Source organism: Rugamonas brunnea (assembly GCF_014042345.1).
Taxonomy (GTDB): Bacteria; Pseudomonadota; Gammaproteobacteria; order Burkholderiales; family Burkholderiaceae_D; genus Rugamonas; species Rugamonas brunnea.
This window is the reverse complement of sequence record NZ_JACEZT010000008.1, coordinates 225,462-242,181: the sequence shown is the minus strand read 5'-3', so window position 1 is coordinate 242,181 and position 16,720 is coordinate 225,462. Positions and strand designations below refer to the sequence as shown.

Below are 16,720 nucleotides of genomic sequence, written 5' to 3'. Positions count from 1 at the left end.
ATTTCTCCCTATTCGTCCTTCTGCAGGCGCGCCAGCGCCTCGGCCGGGTCGGCGTACAGCGCCGGCTCGGTGGCCGCGCGCCGGAACGCCCGTCCCAGGCTGGCGCGCATAAAGGTGCTGTGGGCGAAGCGCGTCACCTTGCTGTAATAGCGCTCGTGCAGGCCGTTCACCATGGCCACGTAATCATCCATCAAATCCGGCGCGATCGAGAAGTTGTCGTAGTTGATCACGGCCGGCACCTTGCGCCCCAGTCCTTCCAGCCGCTGCGCCACCAGGGCCCGTATCGCCTCGATGGTGGCCCGGTCGGCCACTTCGTAGCCCTCGAAATTGGCGAAGAACAGTTGCTGCTGCGGGTCGTAGACCAGGCGTTCCTCCAGCGGCCGCGCCAGGAAATCGGCGCGCCAGCCCATCGCCTGCGTGCCGAAGATACGCGCATCCATGGTCTTCAGGCCGGCGCTGATGGCGGGCCGGAAGCTCATGTGGGCCAAAATGTCACGCTCCAGGTCGATGCCGGGCGCGATCTCGATCAGCTCCAGTCCCTGCGGCTGCAAGCGGAACACGCAGCGCTCCGTCACGTACAGCGCGCTCTGGCCGCGCCGCAGCGCGTATTCCCCGCTGTAGGTGCGGTGCTCGACCTCGTCAACGAACTTGCGCGCCTGCCCTTCGCGCAGGATGCACAACTGCCCGTCGCGCACGGCCACCTGCAGCGCGCCGGCCGTGAACGTGCCCACGAACACCACCTTCTTGGCATTCTGGCTGATGTTGATGAAGCCCCCGGCGCCGGCCAGCCGCGCGCCGAATTTGCTCACGTTCAGGTTGCCATGGCGGTCGGCCTGCGCCAGCCCAAGGAAGGCCACATCGAGCCCGCCGCCGTCGTAGAAATCGAACTGGTAGGGCTGGTCGATGATGGCGTCCGCATTGGTGGCCGCGCCGAAATTGAGGCCGCCGGCCGGCAAGCCGCCGATCACGCCCGGCTCCGCCGTCAGCGTCACCAGGTCGAACACCTTTTCCTCGGCGGCCACGGCCGCCACACCTTCGGGCATGCCAATGCCGAGGTTGACGACGTGGTTGGGCTTGAGCTCCATCAGCGCGCGGCGCGCGATGATCTTGCGCTCGGACAGCGCCATAGTGGCCAGCGTCCCCAATGGCACCCGCAATTCGCCCGCGAACGCGGCGCTGTACGGCTCGGCGAAGGTCTGCATGTGGTAGTCGGGCTGCTCGGCCACCACCACACAATCGACGAGGATGCCGGGGATCTTGACCTCGCGGGGCGGCAGCGTGCCCCGCTCCGCGATGCGCTCCACCTGCACGATCACGATGCCGCCCGAATTGTGGGCCGCCATGGCGATGGCCAGCGCCTCCAGCGTGAGCGCCTCGCGCTCCATGGTCACGTTGCCGTTGGCGTCGGCCGTGGTGCCGCGGATGATGCCCACGTGGATGGGCTGGGCCTTGTAGAACAGATGCTCCTTGCCGCCCACCGTCAGCAGCTCCACCAATTCTTCCGTGGTGCGCTCGTTGATCTTGCCGCCGCCGTGGCGCGGATCGACAAAGGTACCCAGGCCCACGTGCGTGAGCAGGCCGGGTTTGCCGGCCGCCGTGTCGCGGAACAGCTGGCTGATCACGCCCTGCGGTAGGTTGTACGCTTCGATCTTGTTGGACGTGGCCAGTTGCTGCAGCTTGGGCACCAGTCCCCAATGCCCGCCCACCACACGCTTGAGCATGCCCTCGTGGGCCAGGTGGTTGAGCCCGCGCTCCTTGCCGTCGCCCTGCCCGGCCGCGTACACCAGCGTCAGGTCGCGCGGATGGCCACCGCCATCGGGCGAGAGGAAGCGCCGCTCCAGCGCCACCGCGATGTTCTCCGCGAAGCCCACGCCGACAAAGCCGCCGCTGGCGATGGTGTCGCCGTCGCGGATCAAACCGACAGCGTCGGCCGCGCTCACGATCTTGTTGCGCCGCACGGCCGGCATGGCCAGCGACGAGAAATCCGGGCTACGAACAGGCATGACAGTCTCCGTTCAGAAAAACATCGGGGGATACGTCCCCTCTGGTGATCCTTACCGCTGTACTCTCAGCGCAGCTACTACGCCTGCTACGCCACTTCCGATTCGTTCACATCCTGGTCCGGCCCCAGCAGCAGCTGGGCCGCCTCGCTGGGCAAGGCCTCCACCGACTTGAGCTTGCGCGCCATCTGGCGGCTGCGCGTCTCGGCCGATTCGATGTTCTTGGCGGCCCGCTCCAGCGTCAGCTTGGTGGCCGACAGCACGTCGCCGAACTTGGCGAACTCCGTCTTCACGGCGCCCAGCACCTGCCACACCTCCGACGAGCGCTTTTCCAGCGCCAGCGTGCGGAAGCCCATCTGCAGGCTGTTGAGCAGGGCCGACAGCGTGGACGGGCCGGCGATGCTCACGCGGTTCACGCGCTGCAGTTCGTCGGCCAGGCCGGGACGGCGCATCACTTCCGCGTACAAGCCTTCGGTGGGCAGGAACAGAATGGCGAAGTCCGTCGTGTGCGGCGGCGCCAGGTATTTGTCGGCGATGGTCTTCGCTTCGCCGCGCACGGCCCGTTCCAGTTCGCGCCCGGCCGCCGCCACACCGTCGGCGTCGGCCCGGTCGGCCGCTTCCAGCAGCCGCTCGTACTGCTCCTTGGGGAACTTGGCGTCGATCGGCATCCATACCGGCGGGCCGCCCTCCACGTGGCCCGGCAGGCGCAGCGCGAACTCCACGCGCGCGCCGCTGCCGGCGATGGTCTCCACGTTGCGCGCATACTGCTCGGGTGTGAGCACCTGCTCCAGCAGCATCTCCAGCTGCACCTCGCCCCAGGTGCCGCGCGTCTTCACGTTGGTCAGCACCCGCTTCAAGTCGCCCACGCCCAGCGCCAGCTGCTGCATCTCGCCCAAGCCCTGGTGCACCCGCTCCAGCCGCTCCGACACTTGCTGGAACGAGGCCGACAAACGCGATTCCAGCGTCGCGTGCAGCTTCTCATCGACCGTCTTGCGCATCTCCTCCAGCCGGGCGCCGTTGTCGGCTTGCAGGTCGCGGATCTTCTCTTCCAGCGTGGCGCGCACTTCCAGCATGCGCTGCGCGTTCGATTCCGTGAGCCGGATCAGGGCCAGGTTCATGCTCTCGCCAAAGCGCTTCAGGCTTTGCGCCTGTTCCTCGCGCCCGCTCTGCCCCTGGTTGTCGATCTGGCGCCGCATCGCCTCCAGTTGCTGGGCGCTGGCGGCCTGCGCCTGCGCCAGCAACTGCGCCATGTCCTGGCGGCTGGCCTGGGCCGTGGCCTGCAATTGCATGCGCACTTCCCGTTCCACGCGCTCGATGCGTTCAGCCAGTCCGGCCTCACCCGGCCCTGCGCCCGCCCCTGCGCGCGCGCGCAGCAGCGCCAGCACCTGCAGCGCCAGCACGACGAGGCCCACGGCCAGCAGCACGGCAAATTCGATGGTGGTCATGGTCAATCCGGCTTGTTGCGCATCCAGTCGGCCGTCTGGTAGAACGACTCCATCAACCGCAGCCGCAGGTCTTCGGGAATGCCCACGTCCTCCATGGCCCACGCCATGGCGCGCAGCCACTGGTCGCGTTCCTGGGTGCCGATGGCGAACGGCATGTGGCGGGCCCGCAGGCGCGGGTGGCCGAAGCGTTCGATGTAGGCGTCCGGCCCGCCCATCCAGCCGGACAGGAACCAGAACAGGCGGTCGCGCGCGTTGTCCAGCGATGGCGGGTGCGTGGCGCGCAGCAGCGCGAACTCCGGCTCCAGTTCCATTAGGTCGTAAAACCGGTCGACCATCTCGCGCACGCGCGTTTCGCCGCCGATCACTTCGTAGAGAGTTTGAGGTTCAGTCATACCGCCATCATAGCGCACCGCAGCCATGGCCGGTTGCGGTGCGCGATGGGGTGGGCGATGGTCTTAGACCAGCGCCAGCCGGCGCGAGCGGCGGCTGGACGACCAGCTCTCCAGTTCCACCTGCTCGCGGATGGCGGCGCAGCCGGCCAGTATCCGCGCCTCCTGCGCCGCGTCCAGTTGCGCGTTCAGGGTCAGCCGCACCAGCGCGCGGTTCTTGGCCGTGGCCGGGGCACAGAACATGGCGCCGTACACGCCCTGGCGCTCCAGCGCCTTGCGCAGCGCCAGCGTGCGCGGTTCGGTGCCCGGTTCGAGCGCGATGATCTGCTCGGTGCCGTCGCTGACGTTGTAGCCCAGCGCATCGAGCCCGCTGCGCACGCGCGCGGCGATGCCGGCCAGCGCGGCGCGCCGGTCGTCGGCCGCCGCCACGAAGTCAATGGCCGCGTCGAACCAGGCCAATTCATGCTCCAGCAGGCAGGAACTGAAAATAGCCGGGCGCGACTCGGACAGGAAATAGCCCTTGAATTTGCTGGAGCAGGTGATGATGCCGGCGCGGCCCGCAAACGCCTTGGCCAGCGACGCGGTGCGGAAGTGCACGCGCTCGGCCAGGTCCAGTTGCGCCACCAGCCCGGCCCCGCGCGGGCCATGGGTACCGAGCGAGTGCGACTCGTCGACCACCAGCAGGCAGCCGGTGCGCTCGGCCAGCTCCACCAGCCCGGCCAGCGGGGCCACGCTGCCGTTTGTGCTGTACAGCGCATCGACAGCGATGATGCCCGGCCCGTGCCGGCTCACCTGGCGCCGCAGGTGCTCCAGGTCGTTGTGCAGGAAGGAGATGGCTTCGGCGCCGGCCGATTGCACGCCTTCCCATAGCGAGGCATGGGCTTGCATGTCCAGGAACACGGGTACACCGGGACCGGCCAGGCATTGCACCAGCCCCACGTTGGCGGCCCAGCCGGACTGGGTCAGGATGCCGTCCTCGGCCCCCATCAGGCGCGCGAACTTGTGTTCCAGCCGGTGCTGCGGGCTGCCCTCTTGCAGGTAAACGGCCGACATCAGCAGCGCGGCGCCGCCGGCCAGCCGGTTGGCCTGGGCCCGCACCAGGGCGGGCTCGCCCCCCAGGCACAGATAGTCATTCCCGGCCAGGAAGATAGCGCCGGCCGGCGTCGGTTGCCAGGCGTGCGGATGCTCGCCACCCAGCAGTTGTTCGATGCGGGTCACATAGTGGGCATCCATACGGCAGGTGACGTAGTCGGGCAAATTGTGTTCGGCGGCAGCCAGGCGCGCACGGGCGGGGGCTGAGGCCGGGGCGATAGCAGTGGACATAATTTTCCTCTTTGAAATGGTTGTTTTATTTGCACTACGCCCAAGACATTGCCGTTTTGTTACAAAATAGGGTTGATGCGGATCAACCGTACGGTCAAAAGCCCCTGCGCCGTTGTAATTTTGGAGGAAGATGAAATTTTGATAAAAATCAAACGGCCATGACCCTCTCTCCGTATGCGCACTGGAAGCAATGGCGCCACCGCCTGCTGCTGTCGCTGCGCCGTTACCACTGCCACCAGGAGCACGCCACCGCGCGCGTGCTGGTGCTGGCGGCCATGGGCACGGTGGGCATGCCGCTGTATTACGTCATCTGGCACAACTTCTTTCCGCAGGAGTACGACAGCCTGCCCTTGCGCGGAATCGGCCTCGTGCTGTGCGCATTGGGGCTGTGGGCACGCCATTTCAGCCGGCGCTGGCTGGAGCGCTACCTGCTGCTGACGCTGAGCTACGTGTTTTCCTTCTTCTTCAGCTATATGTTTCTGATGAACCATGCCTCGGGTGTGTGGGGCGAATCGCTGCTGATCGCGCTGGTGGTGCTGTTCCACTTCGACACGGGCCTGGCCTGCCGCGCCTACGTGGCCGGCACAGTGGCCGCCTGCCTGGCCGTGGTGGTGCCCGGCCACGGCGACATCCTGCTGAGCCGCAGCGTGCTGCAGCAATTGCCTATCCACTGGTTCACCATCGCCGTGCTGTCGGTCGCCAAGGTCAGCCGCGACGTGCTGGAGCAGGAAAAGCTGGCCGGCCTGGGGGCTGGCCTGGCCACGGTGGCGCACGAATTGCGCACCCCGCTGGCCAGCGTGGACGCCAACGTGCGCGGCCTGGGCCGGCTGGCGCGCAGCGCGGCCGGCGCCGATCGCGCCCACCGCCTGGACGCGCTGGGCCGCATCCAGTTCGAAGTGCGCCATATGCACCACATGATCGACCTGTTCCTGCTCAGCGCCACGGCCGTCAACCGCAACCTGCGGCCCACGGAATCCGTGTGCATGGGCGATGCGGTGGAAGCGGTGCTGGCGCGCTATCCGTTCACCAGCGCGGCCCAGCGCCAGGCCGTGGTGTGCGAGCTGCGGCACAATTTCCGTTTTCCCGGGCAAAGCGAGCTGACCGTGGTGATCCTGCTCAACTTATTGCGCAACGCCCTCAAGGCCATCCACCGCGCCGGCAAGGGCCGGGTGCGCATCGTGATCGACGGCGCCCGACCCACGCCGCGCCTGCTGTTCATCGACACGGCCTGCGGCGTGGCGCCACGCCAGCTGCCGCTGATCTTCCGCCGCTTTTATTCCTATCCCGCGCATAACGGCACCGGCATCGGACTTGCGTTATGTAAAGAAATCATGGAGGCTTGGGATGCTACTATTCGTTGTGTCTCGCGGGAAACCGCCTACGCGATCTTTGTCCTGGAATTTCCCACGTCTAGCGGACTGTAAAACTTAGGTGAACCATGCAACTGCCCGTTTATGCCCATCCCACCCTGACCGTCCTGGTGGACGACAGCGACTCGTTCCTGAAAAGCCTGTCGTTCCAGCTCGACCCCATGCTCGCCAGCAAGACCTTCCATGACACCAGCGTGGCGCTGGACTGGCTGACCCAAAGCCAGCCCCACGACGACGTGCCGCTGCACGTCAATTTCGACACCCAAAACCAGCCGCCCGACCAGTGCAACGTGGCGCTGGACCTGGAGCGCATCTACCGCATCAGCGAGCAGCGCCAGCGCTTCGCCACCCCGTCCGTGCTGGTGGTCGATTATTCGATGCCGCAGATGAACGGGCTGGAATTCTGCCAGGCCGTGCAGCACCTGCCGTGCAAGAAGATCCTGTTCACCGGCGCGGCCGACGAGAAGATCGCCGTCACCGCCTTCAACCGCGGCCTGATCGACCGCTACATCAAAAAGAGCGACGACAACGCGCTCGACATCCTGGAAATCGAGATCGCCGCCCTGCAGAAGGCCTACTTCGCGGAGCAGTCGGAAACGCTGCGCGAGCTGGTGGTGCTGCACAACTACCAGTTCCTGGGCGACCCGGCGCTGGTGCAGCTGGTCGAGGAACTGAGCCGCAGCAAGGGCTTCGTCGAACACTACATCTTCCCCAACCCGACCGGCATCCTGTTCTTCGACAAGGCCGGCCGTCCGACGCTGATGATGATCGAGACGGAACAGGGCATGAGCGCCCAGTACGAGATCGCGCGCGACAGCGAGGCGCCGCCCTCGCTGCTGAACGCGCTGGAGGAACGGCGCGTGATCCCGTTCTTCTGCGACGCCGACGGCGACGGCATGTATTCGAGCGCCGTGGGCGAGCACTGGCACCGCTACTGCCAGCCGGCCCAGGTCTGCCATGGCAGGGAAGCCTATTACTGGGCGCTGTTCCCGCTGCCCCAGCATTACTTCGACGGTCCGCTGTTCTCCTACGCGCAGTTCCTGCAGGAGCAGCACGAGACGGCCTGAGCGCTGCGCCGTCGTTCTCGCTTACATCGCCGGCCTGACGCGCCTCACGCCGCCTCGCGCAGCGTCAGCAGCGGCGGCCGGCGCAACACCCGGCGCAAGCCCAGCCAGCCGCCGGCCATGGCGCACAGCGCCCCGGCCAGCAGACCCGCCAGCCACACGGTGGGATCAAACGTCCAGTCGAACTTGAACTGGTAGGTGGCCAGCCCCCAGCCCATGACAGCCGCGCCGCTGGCCGCCAGCAGGCCGGCCAGGCCGCCCACCAGCGCGAACTCGATCAACTGCGCCTGCGACAACTGGCGCCGCGTGGCGCCCAGCGCCCGCAGCAAGCCCGCCTCGCGGCTGCGCTCATCCTGCGATCCCATCAGCGCCGCATACAGCACCAGCACGCCCGACGCCAGCGTGAACGCGAACAGGAACTCCACGGCCGCCACCACCTGATCCAGCACGGCCTGCAACTGGCGCAGCAAGCCGCCCACGTCGACGATGGTCAGGTTGGGATAGTCGCGCGTGAACGCGTTCATCAGCGCGCCCTGCCCGGCCGGCAGATGGAAAGCCGTGATCCAGCTTTGCGACGTGCCTTGCAGCGCATGCGGATTGAGGATGACAAAGAAGTTGACCCGCATCGAACCCCATTCGAGCTTGCGCAAGCTGGTGATGGTCGCTTCCACGGGCGCGCCGGCGATGTCGAAGGTCAGCTTGTCGCCCAGCTTCCAGCGCAACGTCTTTGCAATGCCCTCCTCGACCGACGCCTCGGCCGTGCCGGCCCGGTCGCTGAACCAGGCGCCGGCGCTGATGCGGTTGCCCTGCTGGAGCTGGGTCATGGTGGACAGGTTGAATTCGCGGTCGGCCAGGCTTTTCGCGCGGTCTTCCGTGTAGGTGTCGGCCGTCACCGGCTGGCCGTTCACGGCCGTCAGCCGGCCCCGTATCATGGGGAACTGCGGCGCCTCCCGCACGCCCGCGCGCGTCAGGCGGGCCGCCAGCTCGTCGCGCTGCTCGGGCTGGATGTTGATGATGAAGCGGTTGGGCGCGTCGGCCGGGGTGGCATTGCGCCAGGCCGTCATCAGGTCGCCGCGCACCACCGTCAACAGCAGCAGCGCCATCAGGCCCAGCGCAAGCGACACGATCTGCACCAGCGTGGCGCCGGGCCGGCGCTGCAGCGAGGTGATGGCGAAGCGCCAGCTTTGATGGTCGATGAGGCCGCGCAGCGGCTTGAGCGCGGCCAGGCCCAGCCAGCCGGCCAGGCCGAACACGGCAAACGCGCCCACGAAGCCCAGCGCCGTGTACAGCGCCAGTTGCGTATCGCCGGCCTGCCACAACAGCAGCACGATGAAGCTGGCCAGTCCCAGGCCATAGGTGACCAGCGCCAGCGGCTGGGGCGCCGCCTGCTCGCGCCGGATCACGCGGTTGTGCGGCACGTTGCGCAACTGGAGCACGGGCGGCAGCGCGAAGCCGACCAGCAGCAGCATGCCGGCCGCCAGTCCCTGCAGGGCCGGCGCCAGGGTGGGCGGCGGCAGCGCCACGGCCACCAGGCTGCCCAGCGCCTGCAGCAGCACGTGGTGGGCAGCGTAGCCCACGGCCACGCCCAGCGCGCTGCCGGCCAGGCCCACCAGCAGGAATTCGGTCAGGTACAGCGCCGTCACCTGGTTCTGGCTCAGGCCCAGGCAGCGCAGCATGGCGCAGGCGTCCAGGTGGCGCAGCATGAAGCGGCGCGCGGCCATCGCCACGGCCACGGCGGCCAGCAGCGCCGACAGCAGGCCCACCAGCGCCAGGAAGCGCTCGGCCCGGTCCAGCGTGGCCCGCATCTCGGGTCGTCCCGTTTCCAGCGATTCGATCCGCACGCCCTTCACGTTGCGGGCCTGGATCTGCTGCTGCAGCCACTGGCCGTAAGCGGCAGCCACCTCGGACTGGGCCGGCGTGGGCGCCGCCACCAGCAGCCGGTAGGTGACGCGCGAGCCGGGCTGGATCAGATGGGTGGCCTCCAGGTCGGACAGGGCCAGCATCACGCGCGGTGCGAAATTGAGGAAGCCGGCGCCACGGTCCGGCTCCGAGGCGATCAGCCGCGCCACCGTGAACGCGCGGTCGCCCAGGCGCAGCGTGCCGCCCAGGTCCACGTTCAGTGCGCCCATAAGACCGGGATCGATCCAAACGGTGCCGGCGGCCGGGATGCCGGCGGCCGGCTGCCCGATGCTTTGCTCGGCCTGGGCCGGATCGTCGCTGAGTTTGAGTTGCCCGCGCAGCGGGTAGCCGGGGCCGACGGCCTTCAGCGCCGCCAGCTGCGATTGCGACCGTTCGCCCTCCCCGGCCTGCGCCATGCTGGCGAAACCGACCGTGTCGGCCAGCGTCAGGCCGCGGCGCAGCGCTTCGGCGCGCCAGGCCGGGTCCACCGGCAGGTCGGCGTTGATGACCACGTCCGCGCCCAGCAACTGGTGCGCGTCGCGCTCCATGCCCGTGCGCAGGCGGTCGATGAAAAAGCCGGACGCGGCCAGCGCCGCCACCGCCACCGTCAGCGCCACCAGCAGGAAGCGCAACTGGCCGGCGCGCCAGTCGCGCGCCGTCATCTTCAGGGCCAGGGTCAGCATGCCGCGTCCGCCCGTGTCACAGCTGGGCGAAGAAGGCGTCCACCTCGTCCAGGTAGCGCTGCTTGACGTCGGCCGGCAGGAAGGCGGCCGCGAAGCTGTTGCGCGCCAGCCGCTGCGCGTGCGACAGGCCCAGCGGCAGCGCCTCGAACGTGGCTTCGAAATTGGCGTTCATGTAGCCGCCGAAGTAGGCCGGGTCGTCGGAGTTGATGGTGGCCATCAGGCCGGCGTCCAGCAACTGCACCATGTTGTGCTGCTCCATGCGGTCGAACACGCACAGCTTGACGTTCGACAGCGGGCACACCGTCAGCGCCACCTGCTCGCGCGCCAGGCGGGCCGTCAGGGCCGCGTCCTCCAGGCAGCGCACGCCGTGGTCGATGCGCTCCACGTGCAGCACGTCGAGCGCCGTCTCGATGTAGGCTGGCGGACCTTCCTCGCCCGCGTGCGCCACCAGGTGGAAGCCCAGCTCGCGGCAACGCGCGAACACGCGCGCGAACTTCTCGGGCGGATTGCCCACTTCGGACGAATCGAGGCCGATGCCGATGAACTTGTCGCGGAACGGCAGCGCCGCCTCCAGCGTGGCGAACGCGTCCTCCTCCGACAGGTGGCGAAGGAACGACAGGATCAGCGTGGCGCTAACGGGGCTGTCCTGGCAGGCGCGGTAGATGCCATCGATCACGGTCTGCATCGGCACGCCGCGCGCCGTGTGGGTCTGCGGGTCGAAGAAGATTTCCGTGTGGCGCACGTTGTCGGCCTCGGCGCGGCGCAGGTAGGCCGCCGTCATGTCGTAAAAGTCCTGCTCCTTGAGCAGCACGCTGGCGCCGGCGTAGTAGATGTCGAGGAACGATTGCAGGTCCGTAAAGGCATAGGCGGCGCGCAGCGCCTCCACCGAGGGATAGGCCAGCGCCACGCCGTTGCGCTCGGCCAGCGCGAAGATCAGTTCCGGCTCCAGCGAGCCTTCGATGTGGATGTGCAGTTCGGCCTTGGGCATCTGCCGCAGCGCGGCGCGCAATTGGTCGTTCATCATGGTTTGTTCCTTGTTCTGATAGGGCTGACGCGGTGGTCGGACAGCCATCTTAGCGCATGCGCGCCGCGGCCGTGGCGCGGCGGCGCTGTTGCTGCCCCATTTCACATTTTGCGGCGCGTGATGCGCGCTCTCGGCAGCCGTGATAAGGTGCTATCCATGGGTGGGAAATATGCACGAAAAGCCATTGAAAATAGCATAAAGTAGTCATTTTTATCTTTTAAAATCAATGACTTACAAAGTATTTTTAAGAATGTAATGACATAGCGCTTGACTTCCTGAACCAATAGAGCAATGATCAATTTCATCAACGTAAGATGCGTTACGACGAACTAACATAAAGCCGGCCAACATCCATCGCGCGGCGACAATAAACGTGCGCTCCAAGGTCCGGGCAATCCGGACCGCCACAGGGAAGCGGACGAACACAACAACAAAAACCATCAGGAGTAAGTAAAGACAAAAACACCAGGCAGAGACCACGACACCGACTGCCGAGATACACGACTAGCAGGCTTACATTAAAGGACATTCAAATGACCATTTTTGACAACTACGCCGCACGGTACGAACGGACTCGCGAAGAGGAAATGTCGATGTCGGAATATCTTGCCTTGTGCAAGAAGGACCGCCTGACCTACGCCAGCGCCCCTGAGCGCATGCTCGCCGCGATCGGCGAGCCCACCTTGGTCGACACCCGTAACGATACCCGGCTGTCGCGCATTTTCGCCAACAAGGTCATCAAGATTTATCCCGCGTTCCGCGAGTTCTACGGCACCGAGGAAGTGATCGAGCAAGTGGTGTCCTACTTCCGCCACGCCGCGCAAGGCCTGGAGGAACGCAAGCAGATCCTGTATCTGCTCGGCCCCGTGGGCGGCGGTAAGTCGTCGATCGCGGAAAAGCTCAAGTCGCTGATGGAACACGTGCCCTTCTATTGCCTGAAAGGGTCGCCCGTCAACGAATCGCCGCTGGGCCTGTTCAACGAGGAAGAGGACGGCACCATCCTGGAAGAGGATTACGGCATCCCGCGCCGCTACCTGCGCAGCATCCCCAGCCCGTGGGCCGTCAAGCGCCTGCACGAGTTCAATGGCGACATCAACCAGTTCCGCGTCGTCAAGCGCTACCCGTCCGTGCTGAAACAGGTGGCCATTTCCAAGACCGAGCCGGGCGACGAGAACAACCAGGATATTTCCTCGCTGGTGGGCAAGGTCGACATCCGCAAGCTGGAAGACTACGCCCAGGACGATCCGGACGCCTACAGCTATTCGGGCGGCCTGTGCCTGGCCAACCAGGGCCTGATGGAATTCGTGGAAATGTTCAAGGCCCCGATCAAGGTGCTGCACCCCTTGCTGACGGCCACCCAGGAAGGCAATTACAAGGGCACGGAAGGCTTCGGCGCGATCCCCTTCGACGGCATCATCCTGGCCCACTCGAACGAATCGGAATGGAAGTCGTTCAAGAACAACCGCAACAACGAGGCTTTCCTCGACCGGATCTACATCGTCAAGGTCCCGTACTGCCTGCGCGTGACGGACGAGATCAAGATCTACGACAAGCTGGTGGCCAACTCCTCGCTGTACCAGGCCCCGTGCGCGCCCGGCACGCTGAAGATGATGGCCCAGTTCGCAATCCTGTCGCGCCTGAAGGAGCCCGAGAACTCCAGCATCTACAGCAAGATGCTGGTGTACGACGGCGAAAACCTCAAGGACACCGATCCCAAGGCCAAGTCCATCCATGAATACATGGACTACGCGGGCGTGGACGAGGGCATGAGCGGCCTGTCGACGCGCTTCGCGTTCAAGATCCTGTCCAAGGTGTTCAACTTCGACACGACGGAAGTGGCGGCCAACCCCGTGCACCTGCTGTACGTGCTTGAACAGCAGGTCGAGCGCGAACAGTTCCCGCCCGAGACGGAGCAGAAGTACTTCTCCTACATCAAGGAGTACCTGGCGCAGAAGTACGTGGAATTCATCGGCAAGGAAATCCAGACCGCCTACCTGGAAAGCTATTCCGAATATGGCCAGAACATCTTCGACCGTTACGTGACGTTCGCCGACTTCTGGATCCAGGACCAGGAATACCGCGATCCGGACACGGGCGAGAGCTTCGACCGCGAGTCGCTCAACAACGAGCTCGAAAAGATCGAGAAGCCGGCCGGCATTTCCAATCCCAAGGACTTCCGCAACGAGATCGTCAACTTCGGTTTGCGGGCCCGGGCCAACAACGGCGGCAAGAACCCGGCCTGGACCAGCTACGAGAAGTTCCGCACCGTGATCGAGAAGAAGATGTTCTCCAACACGGAGGAACTGCTGCCCGTGATCTCCTTCAACGCCAAGGCCAGCGCCGAGGATGCCAACAAGCACGCCGACTTCGTGGCGCGCATGGTGGAGAAGGGTTACACGGCCAAGCAGGTGCGGCTGCTGTGCGAATGGTACTTGCGCGTGAGGAAGTCGTCGTAAGACGGTTGTGGGCTTAGCCGGCACGGACGCCACGCGCGTCCGCGCCGCCCCGACCGCCGCATCAATAGCAGCAGGAGGCATCTTTTGACTTACCTCATCGACCGTCGTTTGCAGGGCAAGAACAAGTCCGCCGTCAACCGCGAGCGGTTCCTACGCCGTTACAAGGCCCAGATCAAGGACGCCGTCGGGCGCGCCATCAAGGGCCGTTCCATCACCGACATCGAGAACGGTGAAAAAGTCTCCATTCCCGTCAAGGACGTGGGCGAACCGTCGTTCGGCCACGCCCATGGCGGCGTGTGGGAAACCATCAACCCCGGCAACGAGGAATACCAGAAGGGCGACCTGATCAACCGGCCCAAGGGCGGCGGCGGGGCCGGGCGCGGCAAGGCCGGCAACAGCGACCAGATCACCGAGGATGACTTCATCTTCGAACTGTCGCGCGAAGAATTCATGAATTACTTCTTCGAAGACCTGGAATTGCCGCACATGGTCAAGACCCAGCTGACGGCCACCACGGAATTCAAGAACCAGCGGGCCGGCTACACGGTGTCGGGCACGCCATCGAACATCCACGTGCTGCGCTCGCTGCGCGGCGCCCTGGGACGGCGCATCGCCGTGGGCGGCTCGTCGCGCAAGCGGCTGATCGAAGCCGAGCGCGAACTCGAGGAATTGCTGCTGGCCGGCGCCCCGCTGGAAGACCCGCAAGTGGTGGAGCTGAAGAAACTGATCCACCACCTGCACACGCGCCTGCTGGCCATCCCCTACATCGACCCGTTCGACTTGCGCTACAGCAACCGCATCAAGGTGCCCAAGCCCATGACCCAGGCCGTGATGTTCTGCATCATGGACGTGTCGGGCTCCATGGACGAGACGCGCAAGGACACGGCCAAGCGCTTCTTCATCCTGCTCTACCTGTTCCTCAAGCGGGCCTACGACAAGATCGACGTGGTCTTCATCCGCCACCACACGGCTGCGGCCGAGGTGGACGAGGATGAGTTCTTCCACTCGCGCGAGTCGGGCGGCACCGTGGTGTCGTCGGCCCTGCACCTGCTCAACAAGATCATCGACGAGCGCTACGGCGGCGGCCAGTGGAACAGCTACGTGGCCCAGGCCTCGGACGGCGACAACTGGGACAACGATTCCGTGCTGTGCCGCCAGCTGCTGATCAACACCATCATGCCCAAGGTGCAGTACTACACCTATGTCGAGATCACGGACGGGCCGCCGCAGAACCTGTGGGAGCAGTATGCCCAGGTGCCGGACCACCATCCCAACTTCGCCATGCAGAAAATCGTCACGCCGGCCGACATTTATCCGGTGTTCCGTGAACTCTTCAAGAAGCAGCCGAAATAATGAACCAGATGCTGAAGAAGCCGCGCCACCCGAACGCCCTGCCCGAACAATCGGAATGGACGTTCGACCTGATCGAGCAGGCGCACGAGGAAATCCGCCGGGTGGCCGAGAATTTCGGGCTGGACACCTATCCCAACCAGCTGGAGATCATCACGGCCGAGCAGATGATGGACGCCTACACGTCCGTTGGCATGCCCGTGTCCTACAACCATTGGTCGTTCGGCAAGCACTTCCTGGCCACGGAAAAGGGCTACAAGCGCGGACAGATGGGGCTGGCGTACGAGATCGTCATCAACTCCAACCCGTGCATCGCCTATTTAATGGAGGAGAATAGCCTGACCATGCAGGCGCTGGTGATCGCGCACGCAGCCTACGGCCACAACTCCTTCTTCAAGGGCAACTACCTGTTCCGCACCTGGACCGACGCCGAAGCCATCGTCGACTACATGGTGTTCGCCAAGAACTACATCGCCGAGTGTGAACAGCGCCACGGCATCGACGCCGTGGAATTGCTGCTCGATTCCTGCCACGCGATCCAGAATTACGGCGTGGACCGCTACAAGCGCCCGGCCAAGCTGTCCATGGCACAGGAATACGCGCGCCAGAAGGAGCGCGAAGCCTATGTGCAGTCGCAGATCAACGAGCTGTGGCGCACCGTGCCGCGGCGCGAGGAGGAGGAAGTGGACAAGACGGTCCAGCGCTTCCCGCCCGAGCCCGAGGAGAACCTGCTGTACTTCATCGAGAAGTACGCGCCGCTGCTGGAGCCGTGGCAGCGCGAGATGGTGCGCATCGTGCGCAAGATCTCCCAGTACTTCTACCCGCAGCGCCAGACCCAGGTCATGAACGAGGGCTGGGCCACGTTCTGGCACTACACCATCCTCAACCAGCTGTACGACGAAGGCGTGGTGGGCGACGGCTTCATGATGGAGTTCCTCAAGAGCCATACCAACGTGGTCTACCAGCCGCCCGTCAACAGTCCTTATTACAGCGGCATCAACCCGTATGCGCTCGGCTTCGCCATGATGACGGACATCCGGCGCATCTGCGAACATCCGACGGCCGAGGACAAGGAATGGTTCCCCGACATCGCCGGCAGCGACTGGCGCAAGACGCTGGACTTCGCGATGCGCAATTTCAAGGACGAGAGCTTCATCGCCCAGTATTTGTCGCCCAAGCTGATCCGGGAATTCCACTTCTTCGCCGTGCTTGATGATGACAACAACGAGAAGCTGGCCGTGTCCGCCATCCACGACGAGCTCGGCTACCGCTACGTGCGCCAGCAACTGGCCGAGCAATACAACCTGGGCAACCGCGAGCCCAATATCCAGGTGTGGTCGGTCAACACCCGCGATGACCGCGCCCTCACCCTGCGCCATACGCAGTTCCAGCGCCGCCCCCTGAACCAGCAGGCCAACGAAGTGCTCAAGCACGTGGCGCGGCTGTGGGGCTTCGACGTGCACCTGGAAACGGTGGCCCCGAACGGCGAGATCGTCAGTTCGCTGGAAGTCAAGCGCGAAAAGCGGGCCCGCAACAGCTGACCCCGGCGGCCTCCCCTCCCCGGCGCGGAGGCCGCGTTTCTCAACCCGGTTTGAATCGGCAATGCATGCTGCGGTGCGGAAGTCAAATTTTTTTTGACCAGTTTTGCCCAGCACCCTCAGAACAAGTTCCATCGAAGCAACAGAATTCACCAAATTTAGCATCGCGAAATTTAAAA

At 65.2% G+C, this 16,720-nt stretch carries 11 protein-coding genes; 5 read left to right on the top strand and 6 right to left on the bottom strand.

Annotated features, from left to right (window positions below; translation table 11 throughout):
- Positions 1–8 precede the first annotated feature (8 nt).
- The 4 genes from H3H37_RS14255 to cqsA form a co-directional block, all read right to left on the bottom strand.
- Positions 9–2,003 carry an acyl CoA:acetate/3-ketoacid CoA transferase gene (locus tag H3H37_RS14255; RefSeq protein WP_182163539.1) on the bottom strand — a complete coding sequence of 665 codons (1,995 nt, stop codon included), beginning with the start codon at positions 2,001–2,003 and terminating at the stop codon, positions 9–11.
- An 86-nt stretch (positions 2,004–2,089) separates the two neighbouring features.
- On the bottom strand, positions 2,090–3,445 hold the full coding sequence (locus tag H3H37_RS14250; protein WP_182163537.1) for a DNA recombination protein RmuC: 1,356 nt from the start codon (positions 3,443–3,445) through the stop codon (positions 2,090–2,092).
- 2 nt (positions 3,446–3,447) lie between these two features.
- On the bottom strand, positions 3,448–3,837 hold the full coding sequence (locus H3H37_RS14245; protein ID WP_182163536.1) for a group II truncated hemoglobin: 390 nt from the start codon (positions 3,835–3,837) through the stop codon (positions 3,448–3,450).
- Positions 3,838–3,900: 63 nt separating this feature from the next.
- Positions 3,901–5,157 (bottom strand): alpha-hydroxyketone-type quorum-sensing autoinducer synthase, encoded by a 1,257-nt coding sequence (gene cqsA, locus H3H37_RS14240; RefSeq protein WP_182163534.1) that lies wholly within the window; start codon positions 5,155–5,157, stop codon positions 3,901–3,903.
- A gap of 158 nt (positions 5,158–5,315) precedes the next feature.
- Here cqsA and H3H37_RS14235 point away from each other — a divergent pair, with 158 nt between their 5' ends.
- Both H3H37_RS14235 and H3H37_RS14230 read left to right on the top strand, forming a co-directional pair.
- The gene (locus H3H37_RS14235; RefSeq protein WP_182163532.1) at positions 5,316–6,581 is read left to right on the top strand and encodes a sensor histidine kinase; all 1,266 of its coding nucleotides are present in this window, start codon (positions 5,316–5,318) and stop codon (positions 6,579–6,581) included.
- Positions 6,582–6,595: 14 nt separating this feature from the next.
- Entirely contained in the window at positions 6,596–7,594 is a 999-nt protein-coding gene (locus H3H37_RS14230) for a response regulator (protein WP_182163530.1), read from the top strand.
- A 44-nt stretch (positions 7,595–7,638) separates the two neighbouring features.
- On the opposite strand, the gene H3H37_RS14225 is transcribed toward H3H37_RS14230, so the two are convergent.
- On the bottom strand, positions 7,639–10,173 hold the full coding sequence (locus tag H3H37_RS14225; protein WP_182163528.1) for an ABC transporter permease: 2,535 nt from the start codon (positions 10,171–10,173) through the stop codon (positions 7,639–7,641).
- A 16-nt stretch (positions 10,174–10,189) separates the two neighbouring features.
- A complete protein-coding gene (locus H3H37_RS14220) occupies positions 10,190–11,197 on the bottom strand; it encodes an adenosine deaminase (protein ID WP_182163526.1) in 1,008 nt (335 codons plus the stop codon).
- A gap of 533 nt (positions 11,198–11,730) precedes the next feature.
- On the opposite strand from H3H37_RS14220, the gene H3H37_RS14215 reads away from it, so the two are divergent.
- From H3H37_RS14215 to H3H37_RS14205, 3 genes are all read left to right on the top strand, one after another.
- Complete coding sequence (locus tag H3H37_RS14215; RefSeq protein ID WP_182163524.1) at positions 11,731–13,653, top strand: PrkA family serine protein kinase; 1,923 nt, start codon at positions 11,731–11,733, stop codon at positions 13,651–13,653.
- Positions 13,654–13,737: 84 nt separating this feature from the next.
- Positions 13,738–15,006 carry a YeaH/YhbH family protein gene (locus H3H37_RS14210; protein ID WP_182163522.1) on the top strand — a complete coding sequence of 423 codons (1,269 nt, stop codon included), beginning with the start codon at positions 13,738–13,740 and terminating at the stop codon, positions 15,004–15,006.
- Entirely contained in the window at positions 15,006–16,544 is a 1,539-nt protein-coding gene (locus H3H37_RS14205; RefSeq protein ID WP_375540000.1) for a SpoVR family protein, read from the top strand. Before H3H37_RS14210 ends, H3H37_RS14205 begins: the two co-directional genes overlap by 1 nt.
- Positions 16,545–16,720 lie beyond the last annotated feature (176 nt).